Origin of the sequence: Sphingomonas sp. (assembly GCF_003248515.1) — a bacterium.
Classification (GTDB): Bacteria; Pseudomonadota; Alphaproteobacteria; order Sphingomonadales; family Sphingomonadaceae; genus Sphingomonas_I.
Map to the genome: position 1 here is coordinate 33056 of NZ_QFOB01000009.1, position 16859 is coordinate 49914.

Below are 16859 nucleotides of genomic sequence, written 5' to 3' on the forward strand. Positions count from 1 at the left end.
AAGATCATCTCGGCAATGGCGACATGACAAGCCCGTGTTCGTCGATGTCCATGGATCGAATGTGCCAAGGAGCAACGCTCGCGCGGCAGACTATTTACGTTCGATATCTGCCGTATCCTTATCAACTTTCAACAGCGATATCAGGTTTGGTGCGAAAGTAGAGAATAACGGTAGTAAAGCAGCTCCGATGGCTGGAGCCTGATCGCCGTTTTTGCCGATCCTAAGCTCGGGGCAGAAAAAATCTCTAGGTGCGGATCGTTGCATATTCTCGAGGATCAGGCGCCTTAGCAGACACAAGCGCTCCTGGGAAAGCGTGCCCCCGATCACGACCGCATCCAAATCGAGAAGGCTGTTGGCACTGATGATGGTGAAGGCGAGCGCATCTGCACAATGCGAAAGCCACGCCTCCCATTGAGCATCGGATGTCGTCTCCTTCGAAGACAGTTGATAGAGGGACGCTGAATGGAGCAGGAAATCGACGTCTGGGCCGTTCGGCACGGGCATTGAGGCGAGTGCGCCGGCATTGCCATTTCGGCCCCGCTTGATCTCGCCATTGAGGATCAGGCCGCCGCCAATGAAGGTACCAATATGGACGTAGAGGAAGTTGTTCAGGCCCGCACCGGCGCCTGACATCAACTCGGCCAAAGCGCCTGCGTTGCCATCATTTTCGAACAGGACCGGGCCATCCAGTTCGTTCTGAAAAAGTTCCTCCAGCCCCGGCGCCGTCCAGGCGGCCGCCTGCTGGGTAGCAATCCCCGCCTCTTCGCGCCATTCCCCGATGAACCAAGGCATCGCGATGCCGAAACCCAGGAAGCCTTCGCGCTGCTCCTGTCGCAATCGGGGCATATGATGTCGAGCAAAGGACCGGATGTGCTCCACTGCGCTGGCCGGACTTGGATAGGAGGTCGCGGTGCTCTCGCAAGCAATGATCCGGCCATCAAAATCGAGTATGGTGCATACCAATCGGTCTCGGCCGATTTCGGCTCCGATGGTGCAACCGCTATCCCCGTTTATGCGGTAGATAATCGAGGGTTGCCCCATTCCCCCCGTGCGTTTGCCTGCCTTGATGAGGCGACCTTCTTCCGCAAGGCTTTCGACTATCCGCACGGCCGCCTGCGGAGACAGGCCGGTTATCCGTGAAAGGTCGGCTTTGGATGCTCCGTTGAGCCGTCGCACGGTCGCGAGGATCAGTCGTTCATTGTACCGGCGCACGCCTACTGCATTGCTGCCACGCTTGTTCACCAGAAACTCCACTCCCATTGTTGGCGGGCTGCGATGCGCTATAGCGCAAGCCATTTTGAAACATGGTCGGGTCCAATAGCAAGGGTAACACCTCGACAGCGCAGCTTGACACACTAAATCACATTGATAGATTTAAAGGGTCAGGTGGCAGAGGCGGGCTTGAAGACTTCCCGATGATCTGACTTCGTTCGGTTTTGCGGGCGGTTGACGGAAGAGAACCTCTCCTCTCTCCCGACATCCGCGCCTGACCTGGACCAGCTATCGTCGGCCGTCCCTGGCTCGGCTCGTCCCGATTTCCAGTCTGCACACTGGAATATGAGGGGGAGGGTAGGTGCTTTGAGCTCCAATCCTCCCCCTCTTTTTTGTGGGGTGCTTTCCCCGGCATCTGCACCGGATTTAGTGATTGACAGACTAAATCACATTCGTAGATTTAATGGAGTCGCGCAAAAGCGACCACAGGCACGCAAAGATGCCGCGGGATAAGGCGAGGATGAATTGTGGGTATTCCAACATCAATTGTTCGGCGGTTGGGCAGGGTCGCTATAGCGCGCCCATCGTCGTCGCCGTTCTCCGGTGGGCTGCTGGATCGGCCGCCTGCACCGCGGGTTCATCCTCATCACCGCATGTGCACATCGTCTCCGACGTCTGCGCATGCCCATCTGTGCGAGTAACCCATGCAGCCTGAAAATCTCCTTCTCGGCGCGATTGAAGCGGGCGGTACCAAATTCCTTTGCGGAATCGCGGACCGCGACGGCAATATCATTCGGCAGACGCGCATTCCGACGACCGTTCCGGCGGAGACCCTCGCCATTGCCACGGACTTCTTCGCCCGTGCGCAGGATGAGTTTGGTCCTCTTTCCTCCTTCTCGGTTGGGAGCTTCGGTCCTCTATCCCTCAATCCGGTGGCGAAGGACTATGGCAGCATCACATCGACGCCCAAGGCGGGTTGGCAGGACATCGACCTGCTTGCCCATTTTTCGCGCACGATCGATGCGCCAATGGCACTCGACACTGACGTAAACTGTGCAGCCGTCGGGGAGCGACTGTTCGGTAGCGGGCAGGGACTCGATACTTTCTGCTATGTGACGGTGGGCACGGGGATCGGCGTGGGATTGCTGATCGACGGAGCGCCTCACGGGGGCGCGAACCATCCCGAGGCCGGACATATCCGTTTGCCGCGGGCGCCGGGGGACGAGGCCTTTCCCGGCATCTGTCCCTTTCATGGTGACTGCCTCGAGGGCCTTGCCTGCGGACCGGCGATGCAGGCCCGCTGGGGTGTGCCCGGCGAACAGTTGCCACCCGATCATCCCGGCTGGATGATCGAAGCGGACTACCTCGCCGGCCTGTGTGCAACGCTCACCTATATCGTGCGGCCGGACCGTATCATCATCGGCGGCGGCGTGATGGAATCGCCCGATATGTACGAGCGCGTCAGGCGCGCGCTGGTGACCAAACTGGCCGGCTACGACGCCAGCATGCGCTCGCTCGATATGGATGATTACATCACCGCTCCAACAGCCGGCGCCTCGGCCGGCCTCACGGGAGCGCTGGCGCTCGCCTATCGAACCGTGACGCGCCAGTGGCCCATGCACTGGTCTGTCGAACTTCCCTCCCTGCCGGGCCAACCTCTTTTGTCAGGAGCCGAACTTGCATAGTCCCTTGCTGTCGGGTCACGAGGCCCATCTATCGGGTAGCGTTGAGAACGCCCGCGCGACCACCGCCATCATCCTGAGTGCCGCCGGCGCGGCGCTGGGCGGCCTTTTGTTCGGCTTCGACACGGCGGTCATTTCAGGCACGACATCCGCGTTGCAGGAGCGCTTTGGCCTTAGTGACGCCATGCTGGGCTTCACTGTCTCCTCCGCCCTCATCGGCACGGTAATCGGCTCGCTAATTGCAGGCGCACCAGCCGACCGCTTCGGCCGGCGCGCTGTCATGCTGATGGTCGCGATCTGCTATGTGGTTTCATCGCTCGGCACCGGTCTTGCCGGTGAATGGTGGACGCTTCTTGCCTTCCGGTTCCTGGGCGGTCTTGCGATCGGCGCCGCGTCCGTGGTGACCCCGATCTACATTGCCGAGGTTTCGCCGGCGCGTTTCAGAGGGCGTCTGGTTGCGATGAACCAGCTCAATATCGTTCTGGGAATCCTGATCGCCTTTCTCTCCAACTATGTGATCGCCAATCTGGCCTCGACGGAGACAGCATGGCGCTGGATGTTCGGCATCGTTGCCCTGCCGTCCGTGCTGTTCCTTGTGGTCAGCGTGCTGCTGCCGGAGAGTCCACGCTGGCTCGCAATTCACGGCAGGGGTCAGCAGGCGCTCGGCGTGATGAAGAAGCTGGGTTTTGTCGACCCGGTGCGCGAGCTTCGTCGCATCCAGGACGCCGAGAGCCAGGTCGATCGATCCACCGCACCGGGGCTTTTCCAGGCCGCATATGCGCGGCCGGTTGCCTGCGCCATCGCCATCGCCATGTTCAACCAGCTCTCCGGGATCAATGCGCTGCTCTACTATGCGCCGCGTGTGTTCGAGCTGGCCGGAGCTGGTGCCGACAGCGCCTTGCTGCAGTCCATCGCCATTGGCGGGACCAATCTGCTCTTCACTATCTTCGCGCTCTTCCTGATCGACCGGTTCGGCCGCAAGCCGCTGCTCTATACGGGCTCGATCCTGTGCGCTCTCGCCCTGTTTCTCGTGGGCTATCAGCTCGAGAGCGCAATGCCTGACGGCACGCTGATCCTGATCGGTCTGCTGGGCTTTATCGCTGCCTTCGCCATGTCCCAGGGGGCTGTCGTGTGGGTGTTCATTTCGGAGGTGTTTCCAAGCGCGGTGCGTGGAAAAGGACAGGCGCTTGGCAGCACGACCCACTGGGTCATGGCTGCAGCAATTACGTGGGCGTTCCCGATCTTCGCGGCCAGCGTTGGCGGTTGGGTCTTCGCCTTTTTCGGCGCGATGATGCTGCTTCAGTTCGTCTGGACATGGAAGCTGATGCCCGAGACCAACGGCGTGCCCCTTGAGGACATGGACCTGGGGAGCGCACGTGCATGATAAGGAAACTGGTCCTGCTCGCTACCGCGGTCACGATGATCCCCATTCACGCCGAGGCACAGAGGTCCGATCCCCGGCCGGCCTATCATTTCGCTCCCAAGCGGAACTGGATGAACGACCCTAACGGGCTGGTCTATTTCGAAGGCGAGTATCATCTCTTTTATCAGTACAATCCGCATGGCGACCGATGGGGCCATATGAGCTGGGGCCATGCCGTCAGCCGGGATCTTGTCAACTGGGAAGAGTTGCCGGTCGCAATACCCGAAACGGCCGACGTCATGGCCTTTTCCGGCAGCGCGGTGATCGACTGGAAGAATAGCACTGGCTTGGGGCGGGGCGGCAGGCCGCCGATGATCGCTATCTATACCGGGCATAATCCCAAGGCCAACCTCCAGTCTCAATATCTCGCCTATAGCAATGATCGCGGCCGTACCTGGGCTGTTCACGGAGAGGTGCTGAGCATCGGCACACCCGACTTTCGTGATCCAAAGGTCTTCTGGCACGCGCCAACACAGCGATGGGTCATGGTTGCGGTCATGGCCGACGAGAACAAGGCGGTGCTGTTCACCTCGCCAGATCTCAAGCAATGGACCTTTGCCAGCAGCTTCGGTCCGGCGGGCGGACGCGGCAAGAACTGGGAGTGCCCGGATCTCTTCGAAATGCCCGTCGAAGGGGGGCGGCCAGGAGAGAAACGCTGGGTGCTCAGCATCAACCTGGGCGACAATGCCGTAGGCGGTGGGTCGGGCGGACAGTATTTCGTGGGCGATTTCGACGGCCGTCGTTTCACCCCGGTAGAGGGATGGGGCGGGGCCCCTGTATGGACGGACTATGGCGCGGACTTCTATGCCGCCGTCACCTGGAATGATCTTCCTAAAAATGATCCGCGCCGCATCTGGATCGGTTGGGCGAATGACTGGCGATATGCCGAGGCGATACCGACTTACCCGTCACGCGGGATCATGACGGTCCCACGGGCGATTACGCTTCGCAAGGGCGTTCAGGGCTATCGGCTGACGCAAAATCCGGTGCGAGAGTTCGAAGCATTGCGTGGGGCTCCGCAGGCAGCGCGGCAAATTCGGCTTGGCGAGGAGCCCGTTCTATTGCCGGTGACCGGAGGTACGGCCGAACTCAAGGCGGAACTGGCGTTCGGCGGCGCGGAGCAGATCTCCATCGCACTGACGGACGCAGAGGGCTACCAGATGATCATCGGCGTCAATCCGACGGTGAACGAGGTATTCCTCGACCGATCACGTTCAGGACCGCATTTCCATGATGGCTTTGCCAATCGTCATGTCGCTCCCGTCGATCTGAGCAGGGGAAAAGTATCTCTTCGCTTGCTGGTCGATGAATCGATCGTCGAACTTTTCATCAACGATGGCGAGCAGACCATCACCGACCGCTTTTTCCGGGGCTCGGGTTCCTTGCGCTGGACCGCTTCGGCGCGCGGGGCGCCTGCGACGATGGATTTGACCGCCTGGCCCATAAAGCAGGACCCAATGCGATGATGAACGCCGACAGCAGCTGAGCATGCCGAACCACATTGATGGAAACGCACATCTGCCGACAGCGTCTGCGGAAGCGGTCTTGTGTGCACATTGAACTGACAACAAGGGGAGAGGATAATCATGAAACTCAGGACATTCGCGCTGCTTGGCTCCACCTCGCTCGCATCGCTGCTTCTCATTGCGCCGGCGTCGGCGCAGGACGCTCCGGGCGACGACCCCACCAGTGAAACGGCGAAAGAGGAAAGAGCCGAACCGGTGTCCGCAGCGGATATCGTCGTGACGGGCTATCGCGCCGCCATGGGGTCGGCCCAGGAGACCAAGCGGCAATCCGATGCGATCGTCGATGCGATCGTATCGGAAGATATCGGCAAGCTGCCGGACAATAATGCTGCCGAGGCGATCTCACGCATCGTCGGCGTCCAGGTGCTGCGTTACAATGACGAGGCCGGTGTGGTGCTGGTCCGCGGCCTGCCGGACGTAAATACGACGTTCAATTCCCGGGAGTTCTTCACCGCCGACGATCGCGTACTGCATTTGCAGGATTTCCCGGCCGGTGTGGCGGCCGGCCTGGAGGTTTACAAGTCCGGCACGTCGGATCTCATCGAGCCTGGGCTTGCCGGCCTGATCAACTTGCGCTCGCGCCGGCCGTTCGATGTCAAGGACACGGAGATCGCAGGCGAGGTTCGTGGTTCCTATAATGACCAGTCGAAGGCATTCGACCCCTCTGGCAACCTTCTCCTGACCAAGCGGTGGGATACCTCCATCGGCGAGATCGGTGCGCTGGTCAATCTCAGCTATGTGCGCACGACCTATCGCAACGCGGACAGGTATGCGGACTCGGCGATCATCAGTCCGCAGGGCTTCAATTCGGAAGACCCATCCGATGACATGACGGTGACGACGCCGGGTGTGGGCAATTTCCGGTTCCCCGCAAATGCCGGCAACTTCTACGAAACGGGTATCCGCCACCGTCCCGCCATTAACGGCACGATCCAGTGGCGCCCGACTCCCGATCTCGAGATCTATGCGGAGGGACTATGGCAGGCCTATCGTGGCAAGGTGATGCGAGACGGGTTCAACGTCAATTTCGAGCGTCGCAGCATCGATGGCATCGCGCCGACGCTCAGCAACGTCATCCTCGTCGAAGGCGAGCCGCTCAAGGCGGCGAGTTTCACCAAGACGGGCGGCTATGTTCCCGAATTCTTCCGCTCCACGCAGGATGACCAGACCGACACCTACCAGGCGGCATTGGGCTTCAAGTGGAACACCGGCCGCGCGACCCTGTCGGGTGATTTTGCTTATACCTATAGCAAATACGAAGCCGACGAGGATAGCGTCGATGCGCAACTCGCGAGCGCGCCGACCATCAATGTCAGCTGGGATTCGAAAGGGTCGGCGATCTTCGATCTTGTCGATTTCGACAGGACCAATCCGGCCAACTATGTCTGGCGAGGATATTTTCAGCGGCACTTCGTCACCAAAGGCGATGGCGTCCAGGGACGGCTCGACCTCGACCTTGAGACCGACATCAGCTGGTTGCCCAAGATCCAGGTGGGGATCCGGGCAAGCGACCGGACCGCGCTCATGCAGAACAACAATCGCTACGCCTATACGGCGGGACTTGGTCTTCCACTGGCGAGCCTGCCAACGGGAGAACTGCAGTTGATCAAGGATGGCTTCCGCGGGGATCCGCAGCCGTTCCAGAACTGGCTGATGCCCACGCGGGGCGCGATCCGCGACAATGTCGATGCTTTGCGACAGCTCGCTTATGCGTCGGTGCAGCAACTGACGATCATGTTCCCCAATGACGGCGGCATTCGAGATGCCGTTACCAAGTTTGCGACCGAGGAAATTCCCTTCGATCCGCTCAACGGCTTTACCGCCAAGGAGGCCAGCTATGCCATGTATGGCCAGGGCAAATATGAGTTCGATCTCGGCGGCATCACGGCAGACGGCACGTTCGGCGTGCGCGTGGTCAATACGGACGGCCGTTACTCCGGCTTCTCGCGGGTTAATGGCTCGGACGGCGCATTTCAGATCGTTCCGCAGGTTTCGCGACAGAACTATCTCGACGTGCTTCCCTCGTTTCAGACGCGGATCCGCCTGACGCCTGAATTCCAGGTGCGCCTGGCATATAACCAGACCCGGACACGGCCGAGCTTCGGGCAGCTCAATCCTTCGCTCAATATCACGCGTAACAGCCCGGGGCCCGACGGTTCACCGCCGCAATATGCTGCTGTGGGCAATGGCGGCAATCCCGACCTGAAGCCGCTCACTTCGAAGAACTACGACGCCACGCTCGAATATTATTTCTCCCGGAACGGCTCGGCGACGCTGGCGGTTTTCTATCGCGATCTGCGCGGGTTCATCAGCAATTATACCCGGGACGTCATTGATCCCGAATATGGCCGTATCCAGATCAACCGCCCGGAGAATGCCGGCAAGGGGGAGATCAAGGGGGCCGAGGCATCGTTTCAGACATTCTTCGACTTCCTGCCCGGATTCCTGTCCGGTTTCGGTGTCCAGGCGAACGTCACCTATCTCGACGGCACCAATGCATTGCCAACCGTGCTGGGAGAAGGTGCACGGCAGGTACGGATAACCGGACTATCCAAGTGGGCCTATAACCTGACCGGCTTCTACGAAAAGGGCCCGGTTTCCGCCCGGCTTTCGTACAATCACCGTTCGAGCTTCATCAACAGCTACAACCGCAACTCCAACGAGGACCAATATGCCGGTGAGATCACACGCGGCATTTCTCGCCTGGATTTCTCCGCTTCCTACGAAGCGATCAAGGGGATCACGATTGTAGGCAATGTCAGCAACATTCTTGGCAAGCCGTTCAACAACTATCGCTACTACAATGAAACCCAGTATTTCCCCCGCGATCTGCGGATCGAAGGACGGTATTTCAGCCTCGGTGTACGTTTCAAGATGTAGGCTCTGGCCAGAACGCTCGAGGGGCGAGGGTGCTTCCTCGCCTCTGCCGGTCCGTTAGCCCTGGCGCCATCCACCACCGGCGCCAGGGCACGAAAGGGTCTATCATGCTAGCGCGCCTTTTCCCTCTGTTGCTGATCGCGGCTTCACCTGCCTCTGCCTCGGACGCGCCAGTCTATTTCGCCCATGAGGCAAACGGGATCGGTGATCCCAATCCCATGTTCGAGAACGGCGTCTACTCCGTGTTCTACCTGAAGAACCAGGGACGCCATCCTTTCTGGCTGACGCAGAGCAAGGATATGGCGGACTGGTCCGCACCGATCGAAGCAATCCCGGTCGCGGGGCCCGAGGCTGCGGATTACTGGACCGGAAGCGGCAGCGTCATTGCCGATCCCAAGGGCGGATATCGCCTCTACTACACCGGCCATCATCCCGAGCGGCGTCCCAGGGAAGTCGTCATGGAAGCCCGTGCCGCAACTCTACAGGGACCGTGGCACAAGCGGCCGGACATGACATTCGATGGCGCTACCGACTATGATGCCCTCGATTTCCGGGATCCGTTCGTGTTCTGGAACCCGCAGACACAAGCGTACTGGATGCTGCTGGCGACCCGGAAAGCGGGAAAGGCGGCGATCGGCCTCTACAGCTCGGCCGACCTCTCCGGCTGGACAGCGCGGCCGCCTCTCTATGAGGAAAACTCTCCTCTCAACCTGGAAGTCCCCGACCTCTTTGCCGAGGGAGATGCCTGGTATCTGCTCTATTCGGATCAACGCGAGCGGTACCGACAGGTGCGTTATCTTCGCGCAAATACAAGTGCGGGTCCCTATGAAATCCCCGGCTGGGATGCGCTCGACGGACGGGCTTTCTACGCCGGGAAATCAGCCGGCAGGGGCAACGATCGTCTGCTGTTCGGTTGGGTCGCGCATAAAAGGAAACGCGATGATCGTGCCGAATTCGATTGGGGTGGCGACCTTGTCGCCCATGCCCTGCAACGCCGCGCGGATGGAGAACTCGCGGTCGATATCCCAAGACCCATAGCTAATCAATTTAGCAATGAGCGTACACGATTGTCCGGGAGCCGACGGCAGATCGGTAGTGCGCGGGAGGCCTTGCTCGTGCGGACAACATTCAAAGTCAGACCGGGTGACTGCTTCGGCGTCCGTTTTGACGGACAGGGCAACAGGGCTTGGCTCAGGATAGACAGCCGGAAGGGAGAGGCGAGTTTCCGCCTGGCCGAAGGTAAGGGGCATGCGCCTCATGTTGCTTTCCCCGCCGCTCCCGACGGTATCTATTCGATCGACCTTGTGATCGATCCGGCATTGGGGCTGGGCGTCGCTTATATCAACCGCTTCAGGGCGCTCAGTTTCCGCTTTTATGATGTGCGGCGGACATCGCTGTCACTGTTTTCCAATCGTCCGCCGGTTGCGATTGACGGGGCAGCCTACGTTCGCTGAACTGAAGGGAGGCCGGCCGGGAGGTCACATCTGCTTCGATCCACATTTGGGCAGAAATAGCCGCCAGGCCCGTAAATTTCAGCCTTGGTCACAGACGGCAGAACCATGAGGTAATCATGATCATTCAAAGTGGCGAGACGCAGGATCTATCGACCGGAACTGGCGGCACCATGCGCGTGCATCTTTTCCGTCCAGCAAGGGAAGGGCGTTTTCCTGCCCTGCTGTTCTTTTCCGAAATCTACCAGGTGACGGGACCGATCCGTCGGATTGCCGCGACGCTCGCAGGCCACGGGTTTGTTGTTGGTGTGCCGGAAGTCTATCATGAATACGAGAAGCCAGGCACGATCTTGCCGTACAATCAGGAAGGTACGCAGCGAGGCAATCTTCTCAAGGCGCAGAAGCCGTTACACGCCTTCGATGCAGACTCCCGCACATGTCTCGATTTTCTCGCGTCGCATCCAGCGTCAACTGGCAGGCTGGGTACGATCGGGAAATGCCTTGGCGGACATCTTGCCTTGCGTGCGGCATTCGATGATCGGGTGAAGGCCGCCGTTTGCCTTTATGCCACCGACCTTCATAGCGCGACGCTGGGGGCGGGGAAAAATGATGATACACTTGCACGGCTGAGCGAACTTCGTGCCGAGGCGCTGTTCGTGTGGGGACGGCAGGATCCACACATCCCATTTGAAGCGCGCGCGCAAATCAGGGCACAACTCGAGACAGTTGGCGCCAGCTACGAGTGGCTCGAATTCAATGCAGCACACGCTTTTATGCGGGACGAAGGCCCGCGTTACGATCCTGCGTTAGCGGCATTTGCGCAGGCGGCGGCGGTCGGACTATTCCGGCGATACCTGTAAGCAGGGCCCCGGCCTTTTGCCGGATCACCAATGAATATTGACGCTCATATCGGCTTAGCCATGCCGGGGGGCTTGTCTTGCCAATGCAGAGCCGCAATGCTCTTCCCTATGAGCGAGCCACGTAAAATCCTTAGCCTTCAACCATCCACGAAGACACCCGAGGAAAGGGAGGCGGAAGCACTTGCATTGCTCACTTTGGCAATCGGGCGGAAGCAATGTGTACGGTGGACCTATAACGAGGTCGACATGGAAGCGGCGCCCCAGGCCGTCTATCTCAAGAAGGAAAGTCTTTACTGCGATGCGGTTGTGACACATCGCAACGGCGTCAAGTCCAAAGAACTGAAACTGGGGAGTTTTCGGCTTTCAGGGCTGAAGGGAATAAAGCTCTCTGAGAACGGATCGGAACTTTGGCCGGATATCCAATTGTCCGATGGGCGCTATGGCGTCATTATCGCGGCTTGGGGTCAGACCTAATCGCGGCCATCAGCCGACTCCGCCCGAATCTTTTAGCGCTGACAGTCGTTTAGCGCTAGCATGTTCAACCCGGTAGGCAGCAATCTTCGTTGGTACGCTGCTTCGAGAAAAGGGGTATCGAACACATGGGAGTGAAAAGCGCTCAACTTCTTGAGAGATGATCCCTTCAAATGAGCATATCTCTGAAGGCAGGAACTATTGTTCATTCATGGTAGGGGGCAAATCAGTCGCCCGGTTCGAGTCAGCATATGCGAGAATGAAGTATGAACACTAGCGCCCTCTACTGTCAGGATGCCGTCGCCCAGCAGGCTGCGACCCAAATGGAAATCCTGCCCTGTCGTGTTCAGCAATATGAGCGGTCCGCTGACCGGTTGGAGCAACTGGCGAGCACGGCTGAAGACATGCAGCGTCGAGCAGCTATCAACAAGACGCAAAAGAAGATGAGTGCGGCGTGATGCCCCATGCGAGGGTTGAGATGCCAGTGGATTATCGTCCGTCGGACGACGAGGCTTTTATGAATCCGCTGCAACTGGAATATTTCAGGCAGCGGTTGCTGAGCTGGAAGAAGCAGATTCTGGATGAGGCACAGACCACGCTCAACGTGCTTCAGCTCGAGCAACTCCGAGAAGCGGACCTCACTGATCGCGCTTCTAGCGAGAGCGATTGGTCGGTGGAACTGCGCACTCGCGATCGTCAACGCAAACTCATCGCCAAGATCCAGGCTGCACTGCGAAGGATCGACGATGGCGAATATGGCTTCTGCGAAGTCACGGGAGAGCCCATCTCGCTGCGACGGCTGGAAGCACGGCCTATCGCGACCATGACCGTTGAGGCCCAGGAGCGACATGAACGGCAGGAAAAGATATCGCGCGACGCTTGAGCGTCACGCCATCCGCCAAGCTGCGATTTCAACTGCTGCAGTCATTCACACGTTTGGCTGGCTCAGCTGCGCCGATCTTTTTGGGCGAAGAAAGAACCCCGACAACCTCCTTCGCTCGGGCATCTGAGCGTCCTGGCTTCCGCTTCGTCTGAGTAGGACGGTCGGCCACGGTCGGCTTGACCCGGCGCAGAAAGGAAGTGCTCGGACCGCTATGCCAGCGAGCAACCTGCGACAAATTCGACCTTTCAGCTCCTTGACTAAATGCCATGATGTGATTTAGTTCTAGATTTGGAGGGGAGGCCATTCGCGCGCGCGTGAGCACCGCACTCTCAATCATTCTGGGAGGAAGCAATGTTCAGAGACGCCACAGCTCGCCAGACCGCCGGCCTTTCGACAGAGCGTCACGCAAGCAGCCCGACCGACAAGAGGTCGCACGCTCATACGCTGCTTCTTTTCGGCGTCACCGGTGACCTTTCACGGCGCATGTTGCTGCCCTCGCTCTTCGGGCTGGACGCGGACGGCCTTCTTCCTGCGGAATTGCGGATCGTCGGGACGGCCCATCATGCGTTGACCGACGAAGATTTGCAGGGAGAGACCCGCAAGCTGGTTGAGCCGCTCGCGATCGAGCGAGAACTCGCCTCGTCCGTTGTTGATCGCTTTCTGGCCAGGATGTCCTACGTTGCTGCCGACGCCTCTGATCCGGCTAGTTTTGCTGACTTAGGCGCGGCGGTTCGCCCCCGGCTCGGTGGCGGTGTCGCGATTTTTCTCTCTACTGCGCCATCCCTGTTCGAAACGACCATTGATGGCCTGGAGCAAGCGGGTCTGACTGGCGGGACAACCCGCCTCGCGCTCGAGAAGCCGCTGGGTCATAATCTCGCCTCCAGCCGTGAGATCAATGACGCGGTGGGGCGGGTTTTCCCGGAGCCGCGAACTTTTCGCATCGACCATTATCTGGGCAAGGAGACGGTGCAGAATCTGCTGGCGCTGCGCTTCGGCAACCTGATGTTCGAACCATTGTGGAATGCAGGTGGTATCGAGCATGTGCAAATCACGGTTGCAGAAACCGTCGGTCTCGAAGGCCGAACCGGTTATTTCGACGGAATGGGTAGCCTGCGCGACATGGTGCAGAACCACATGCTTCAACTGCTTGCCCTCGTTGCGATGGAGGCACCGGCACGCTTCGAAGCGGACGCCGTTCGCGATGAGAAGGTAAAGGTCCTGCGCTCCCTTCGCCCGCTCGATACAGATCGCGAAAGCGTGCTGGGGCAATATGCCGCAGGAGCTGTCGCTGGTCTGCCGGTTCCGGCCTATGGTGAAGAATTGGGCAGGCCATCCGACACGGAGACCTTTGTCGCCTTGAAGGCGCATGTCGACAACATGCGCTGGGCGGGCGTGCCTTTCTTCTTGCGCACCGGCAAGCGCTTGCCGACACGACGCTCAGAAATTGTCGTCCAGTTCCGGCGCATGCCGCATTCGATTTTTCCAGGCTCTGGCGCTGCGTTGCAACCCAATCGGCTGGTTATCTCGCTGCAACCCGACGAGAATATTCAGCTTTCCATCATGGCGAAACGGCCAGGCCTCGACCAAGAGGGTATCCGGATGCGGGAGGTCACTCTTGATATCCGCGATGCCGACGCCTTCGCCGACGTTCGACGTCGCATCGCCTATGAGCGGCTGTTGATTGATCTGATTGGAGGCAATCCTACCCTGTTCGTCCGTCGCGACGAGGTCGAGGCGCAATGGTCCTGGATCGATGCAATACGCGACCGCTGGCAGGCGGCGGGTGTCAGGCCAAGATTGTACTCTGCGGGAACATGGGGGCCTTCAGCGGGTGTCGCGCTTGCCGAGCGTTCGGGTGTCAGTTGGCATGACTGAGTCCTGCCTCGTTGATTATGCACTCGCGGAGCAGTGCGAGCTGGAACTGCGACATTTCCTGGCGCGCGCCATTAGCCCGATCACCATTCATTGGACCGAAAAATGAGTTCCAGCAAACCGACAGTCAATCCAAATGTCCAGGCCGTCACCGAGCGAGTGACCCTGCGATCGGCAGGGCCACGCCGCGCCTATCTCGACCTGATCGAGCGCGAACGCGATGGGGGCGTTCATCGTCCGCGCCTCGCCTGCGGCAATCTCGCCCATGGCTTTGCTGCGGCGGGGGAGGACAAGCCGGTTATCCGCGGTGGCAAGGCCATGAACATTGCCATCGTCACTGCTTTCAACGACATGCTTTCTGCCCATCAGCCCTACGGCCGCTATCCCGAACAGATGAAACTGTTTGCGCGCGAAGTCGGCGCCACTGCTCAGGTGGCGGGGGGCACGCCGGCAATGTGCGATGGCGTGACACAGGGCCAGGCCGGGATGGAGCTTTCGCTGTTCAGCCGCGACACGATCGCGCTGTCGACAGCGGTGGCGCTCAGCCATGGTATGTTTGAAAGCGCGGCTTTGCTCGGCATCTGCGACAAGATCGTGCCCGGCTTGTTGATCGGTGCGTTGCGTTTCGGCCATCTTCCAATGTTGCTGGTCCCGTCGGGACCGATGCCTTCCGGTCTGCCCAACAAGGAGAAAGTCCGAATTAGGGAGGCTTATGCGGCGGGCAGGGCGAGCAGGGAGGATCTGCTGGAGGGTGAAAGCGCATCATACCATTCGGCTGGCACCTGCACCTTCTACGGCACCGCCAATTCGAACCAGATGATGATGGAGGTCATGGGTCTCCATATTCCCGGAGCGGCCTTCGTCAGTCCGGGCACGAAGCTTCGCCAGGAACTCACCCGCGCCGCAGTCCGCCGCCTCGCCGAGATGGGTTGGGACGGAAATGACTATCGCCCGCTCGGTGCCTGCATTGATGAGAAGGCGATCGTCAATGCCGCGGTCGGCCTGCTCGCGACGGGTGGCTCGACCAACCATGCCATTCATCTGCCAGCGATCGCCCGCGCGGCGGGGATCATTTTCGACTGGGAGGATCTCGACAGACTATCCGCTGCGGTGCCGATGATTGCGAACGTTTATCCGTCCGGGCCGGGCGATGTGAACCAGTTCCACGCAGCGGGCGGCATGGCCTATGTGATCGGCGAGTTGCTTGACGTCGGCATGCTCCATGGCGACATCCTGACTGTGTCACGCGGCGGCTTCGCCGATTATGCCAAGGAGCCAGTGTTCGAGGGGGAAACGCTGGCATGGAAGGACGTTTCCGAGAGCCGCGACGAGGGCATGTTGCGTCCCGTCTCCCGCCCGTTTTTGCCCGATGGCGGGATGCGCCTCGTTTCAGGTAACCTTGGTCGAGCGACGTTCAAGACCAGTGCGGTCGCGCGCCAACATTGGACCGTTGAGGCCCAGGCGCGCGTTTTCTGCGATCAGGACGAGGTTCTCGCCGCCTACAAGGCAGGAGAACTCCACCGTGACGTCATCGTCGTCCTCCGCTTCCAGGGGCCGCGCGCCAGCGGTATGCCCGAGCTTCACAAACTTACACCGGCGCTCGGAGTGCTGCAGGGCGAGGGTTTCAAGGTTGCGCTCGTTACCGATGGGCGGATGTCGGGCGCGTCAGGCAAAGTGCCGGCGGCGATTCACGTCTCGCCCGAAGCATTGGCAGGAGGCGTGATCGGCAAGGTCCGCGACGGCGACATGATCCGTGTCTGCGGCTTTAATGGCGAGCTCCAACTGTTAGTGTCCCAACAGGAACTTGCCCAGCGTGAGGCAGCCGCGGCGCCACCCGCACCGCTAGGCACGGGGCGCGAACTCTTTGCGTTCATGCGCGACGGCGCGAGCGATGCCGAGGCGGGAGGGTCGGCAATGCTTGCCGCAATGACACGGAACTATGCATTGTGAAGACGGTCGACGAGGTGATGGACCTGGGACCGCTGATCCCGGTGCTGGTAATCGAGGATGTGGCGCATGCGCGGCCCATTGCCGAGGCGCTGGTCGCCGGGGGGATACGTGCTCTGGAAGTGACGCTACGGACGCCCGCCGCGCTCGACGCGATCGTCGAGATGAGCAAGGTTGAAGGCGCAGTCGTTGGCGCTGGCACCGTCGTGAACGAAAGGCAGATTGACGAGGCTATCGCGGCGGGAGCGCGCTTCATTGTCAGCCCCGGCCTTACGGAACGGCTGGGCGCTGCCGCGATCGAGCGGCGCATCCCACTGCTGCCTGGTGTGTCCGACGCGGCTGACATCATGCGCGGCCTTGATCTCGGGTTCGATCGCTTCAAATTCTTTCCGGCGGAGGCCTCTGGGGGAATTGCCGCGCTGAAGGCGCTCGCCGCGCCGTTCTTCCAATGCCGCTTCTGCCCTACAGGCGGAATTACTCAGGAAAGTGCAGCGACTTGGCTTGCGATTCCTGCGGTGGCCTGCGTCGGAGGTAGCTGGCTTGTTCCTCCAGGGCGGCCCGATCCTGCCCGCATTCTAACGTTGGCTTGCGCCGCAAAGCGTCTTTCCAGATCGGCATGACAGCCATCTGTCGACGCTGGCCATGTACAATACTC

The 16859-nt window shown here is 60.0% G+C and carries 13 protein-coding genes; 12 read left to right on the plus strand and 1 reads right to left on the minus strand.

Features of this window, described 5'->3' with window-relative positions:
* Positions 1 to 90: 90 nt before the first annotated feature.
* Complete coding sequence (locus DI605_RS14675; RefSeq protein ID WP_293975378.1) at positions 91 to 1242, minus strand: ROK family transcriptional regulator; 1152 nt, start codon at positions 1240 to 1242, stop codon at positions 91 to 93.
* A 674-nt stretch (positions 1243 to 1916) separates the two neighbouring features.
* On the opposite strand from DI605_RS14675, the gene DI605_RS14680 reads away from it, so the two are divergent.
* From DI605_RS14680 to eda, 12 genes are all read left to right on the plus strand, one after another.
* On the plus strand, positions 1917 to 2897 hold the full coding sequence (locus tag DI605_RS14680) for an ROK family protein (RefSeq protein WP_293975381.1): 981 nt from the start codon (positions 1917 to 1919) through the stop codon (positions 2895 to 2897).
* Between the two features lie 4 nt (positions 2898 to 2901).
* Positions 2902 to 4278 carry a sugar porter family MFS transporter gene (locus DI605_RS14685; protein ID WP_293975383.1) on the plus strand — a complete coding sequence of 459 codons (1377 nt, stop codon included), beginning with the start codon at positions 2902 to 2904 and terminating at the stop codon, positions 4276 to 4278.
* Positions 4275 to 5783, plus strand: a complete 1509-nt coding sequence (locus DI605_RS14690; protein WP_293975385.1) for a glycoside hydrolase family 32 protein — start codon at positions 4275 to 4277, stop codon at positions 5781 to 5783. Before DI605_RS14685 ends, DI605_RS14690 begins: the two co-directional genes overlap by 4 nt.
* Before the next feature lie 120 nt (positions 5784 to 5903).
* Positions 5904 to 8723, plus strand: a complete 2820-nt coding sequence (locus DI605_RS14695; RefSeq protein WP_293975387.1) for a TonB-dependent receptor — start codon at positions 5904 to 5906, stop codon at positions 8721 to 8723.
* A 104-nt stretch (positions 8724 to 8827) separates the two neighbouring features.
* The gene (locus DI605_RS14700) at positions 8828 to 10174 is read left to right on the plus strand and encodes a hypothetical protein (protein ID WP_293975389.1); all 1347 of its coding nucleotides are present in this window, start codon (positions 8828 to 8830) and stop codon (positions 10172 to 10174) included.
* 116 nt (positions 10175 to 10290) lie between these two features.
* Positions 10291 to 11031 (plus strand): dienelactone hydrolase family protein, encoded by a 741-nt coding sequence (locus DI605_RS14705; RefSeq protein WP_293975391.1) that lies wholly within the window; start codon positions 10291 to 10293, stop codon positions 11029 to 11031.
* A gap of 108 nt (positions 11032 to 11139) precedes the next feature.
* On the plus strand, positions 11140 to 11505 hold the full coding sequence (locus DI605_RS14710) for a hypothetical protein (protein ID WP_293975393.1): 366 nt from the start codon (positions 11140 to 11142) through the stop codon (positions 11503 to 11505).
* A 263-nt stretch (positions 11506 to 11768) separates the two neighbouring features.
* Positions 11769 to 11960 carry a hypothetical protein gene (locus tag DI605_RS14715; RefSeq protein ID WP_293975395.1) on the plus strand — a complete coding sequence of 64 codons (192 nt, stop codon included), beginning with the start codon at positions 11769 to 11771 and terminating at the stop codon, positions 11958 to 11960.
* The gene (dksA, locus tag DI605_RS14720) at positions 11960 to 12385 is read left to right on the plus strand and encodes an RNA polymerase-binding protein DksA (protein WP_293975626.1); all 426 of its coding nucleotides are present in this window, start codon (positions 11960 to 11962) and stop codon (positions 12383 to 12385) included. Before DI605_RS14715 ends, dksA begins: the two co-directional genes overlap by 1 nt.
* A 351-nt stretch (positions 12386 to 12736) precedes the next feature.
* The gene (gene zwf / locus DI605_RS14725; protein WP_293975397.1) at positions 12737 to 14260 is read left to right on the plus strand and encodes a glucose-6-phosphate dehydrogenase; all 1524 of its coding nucleotides are present in this window, start codon (positions 12737 to 12739) and stop codon (positions 14258 to 14260) included.
* A 102-nt stretch (positions 14261 to 14362) separates the two neighbouring features.
* Positions 14363 to 16207, plus strand: a complete 1845-nt coding sequence (gene edd, locus DI605_RS14730; RefSeq protein ID WP_293975399.1) for a phosphogluconate dehydratase — start codon at positions 14363 to 14365, stop codon at positions 16205 to 16207.
* Complete coding sequence (gene eda / locus DI605_RS14735) at positions 16201 to 16824, plus strand: bifunctional 4-hydroxy-2-oxoglutarate aldolase/2-dehydro-3-deoxy-phosphogluconate aldolase (RefSeq protein WP_293975628.1); 624 nt, start codon at positions 16201 to 16203, stop codon at positions 16822 to 16824. Before edd ends, eda begins: the two co-directional genes overlap by 7 nt.
* Positions 16825 to 16859: the final 35 nt, after the last annotated feature.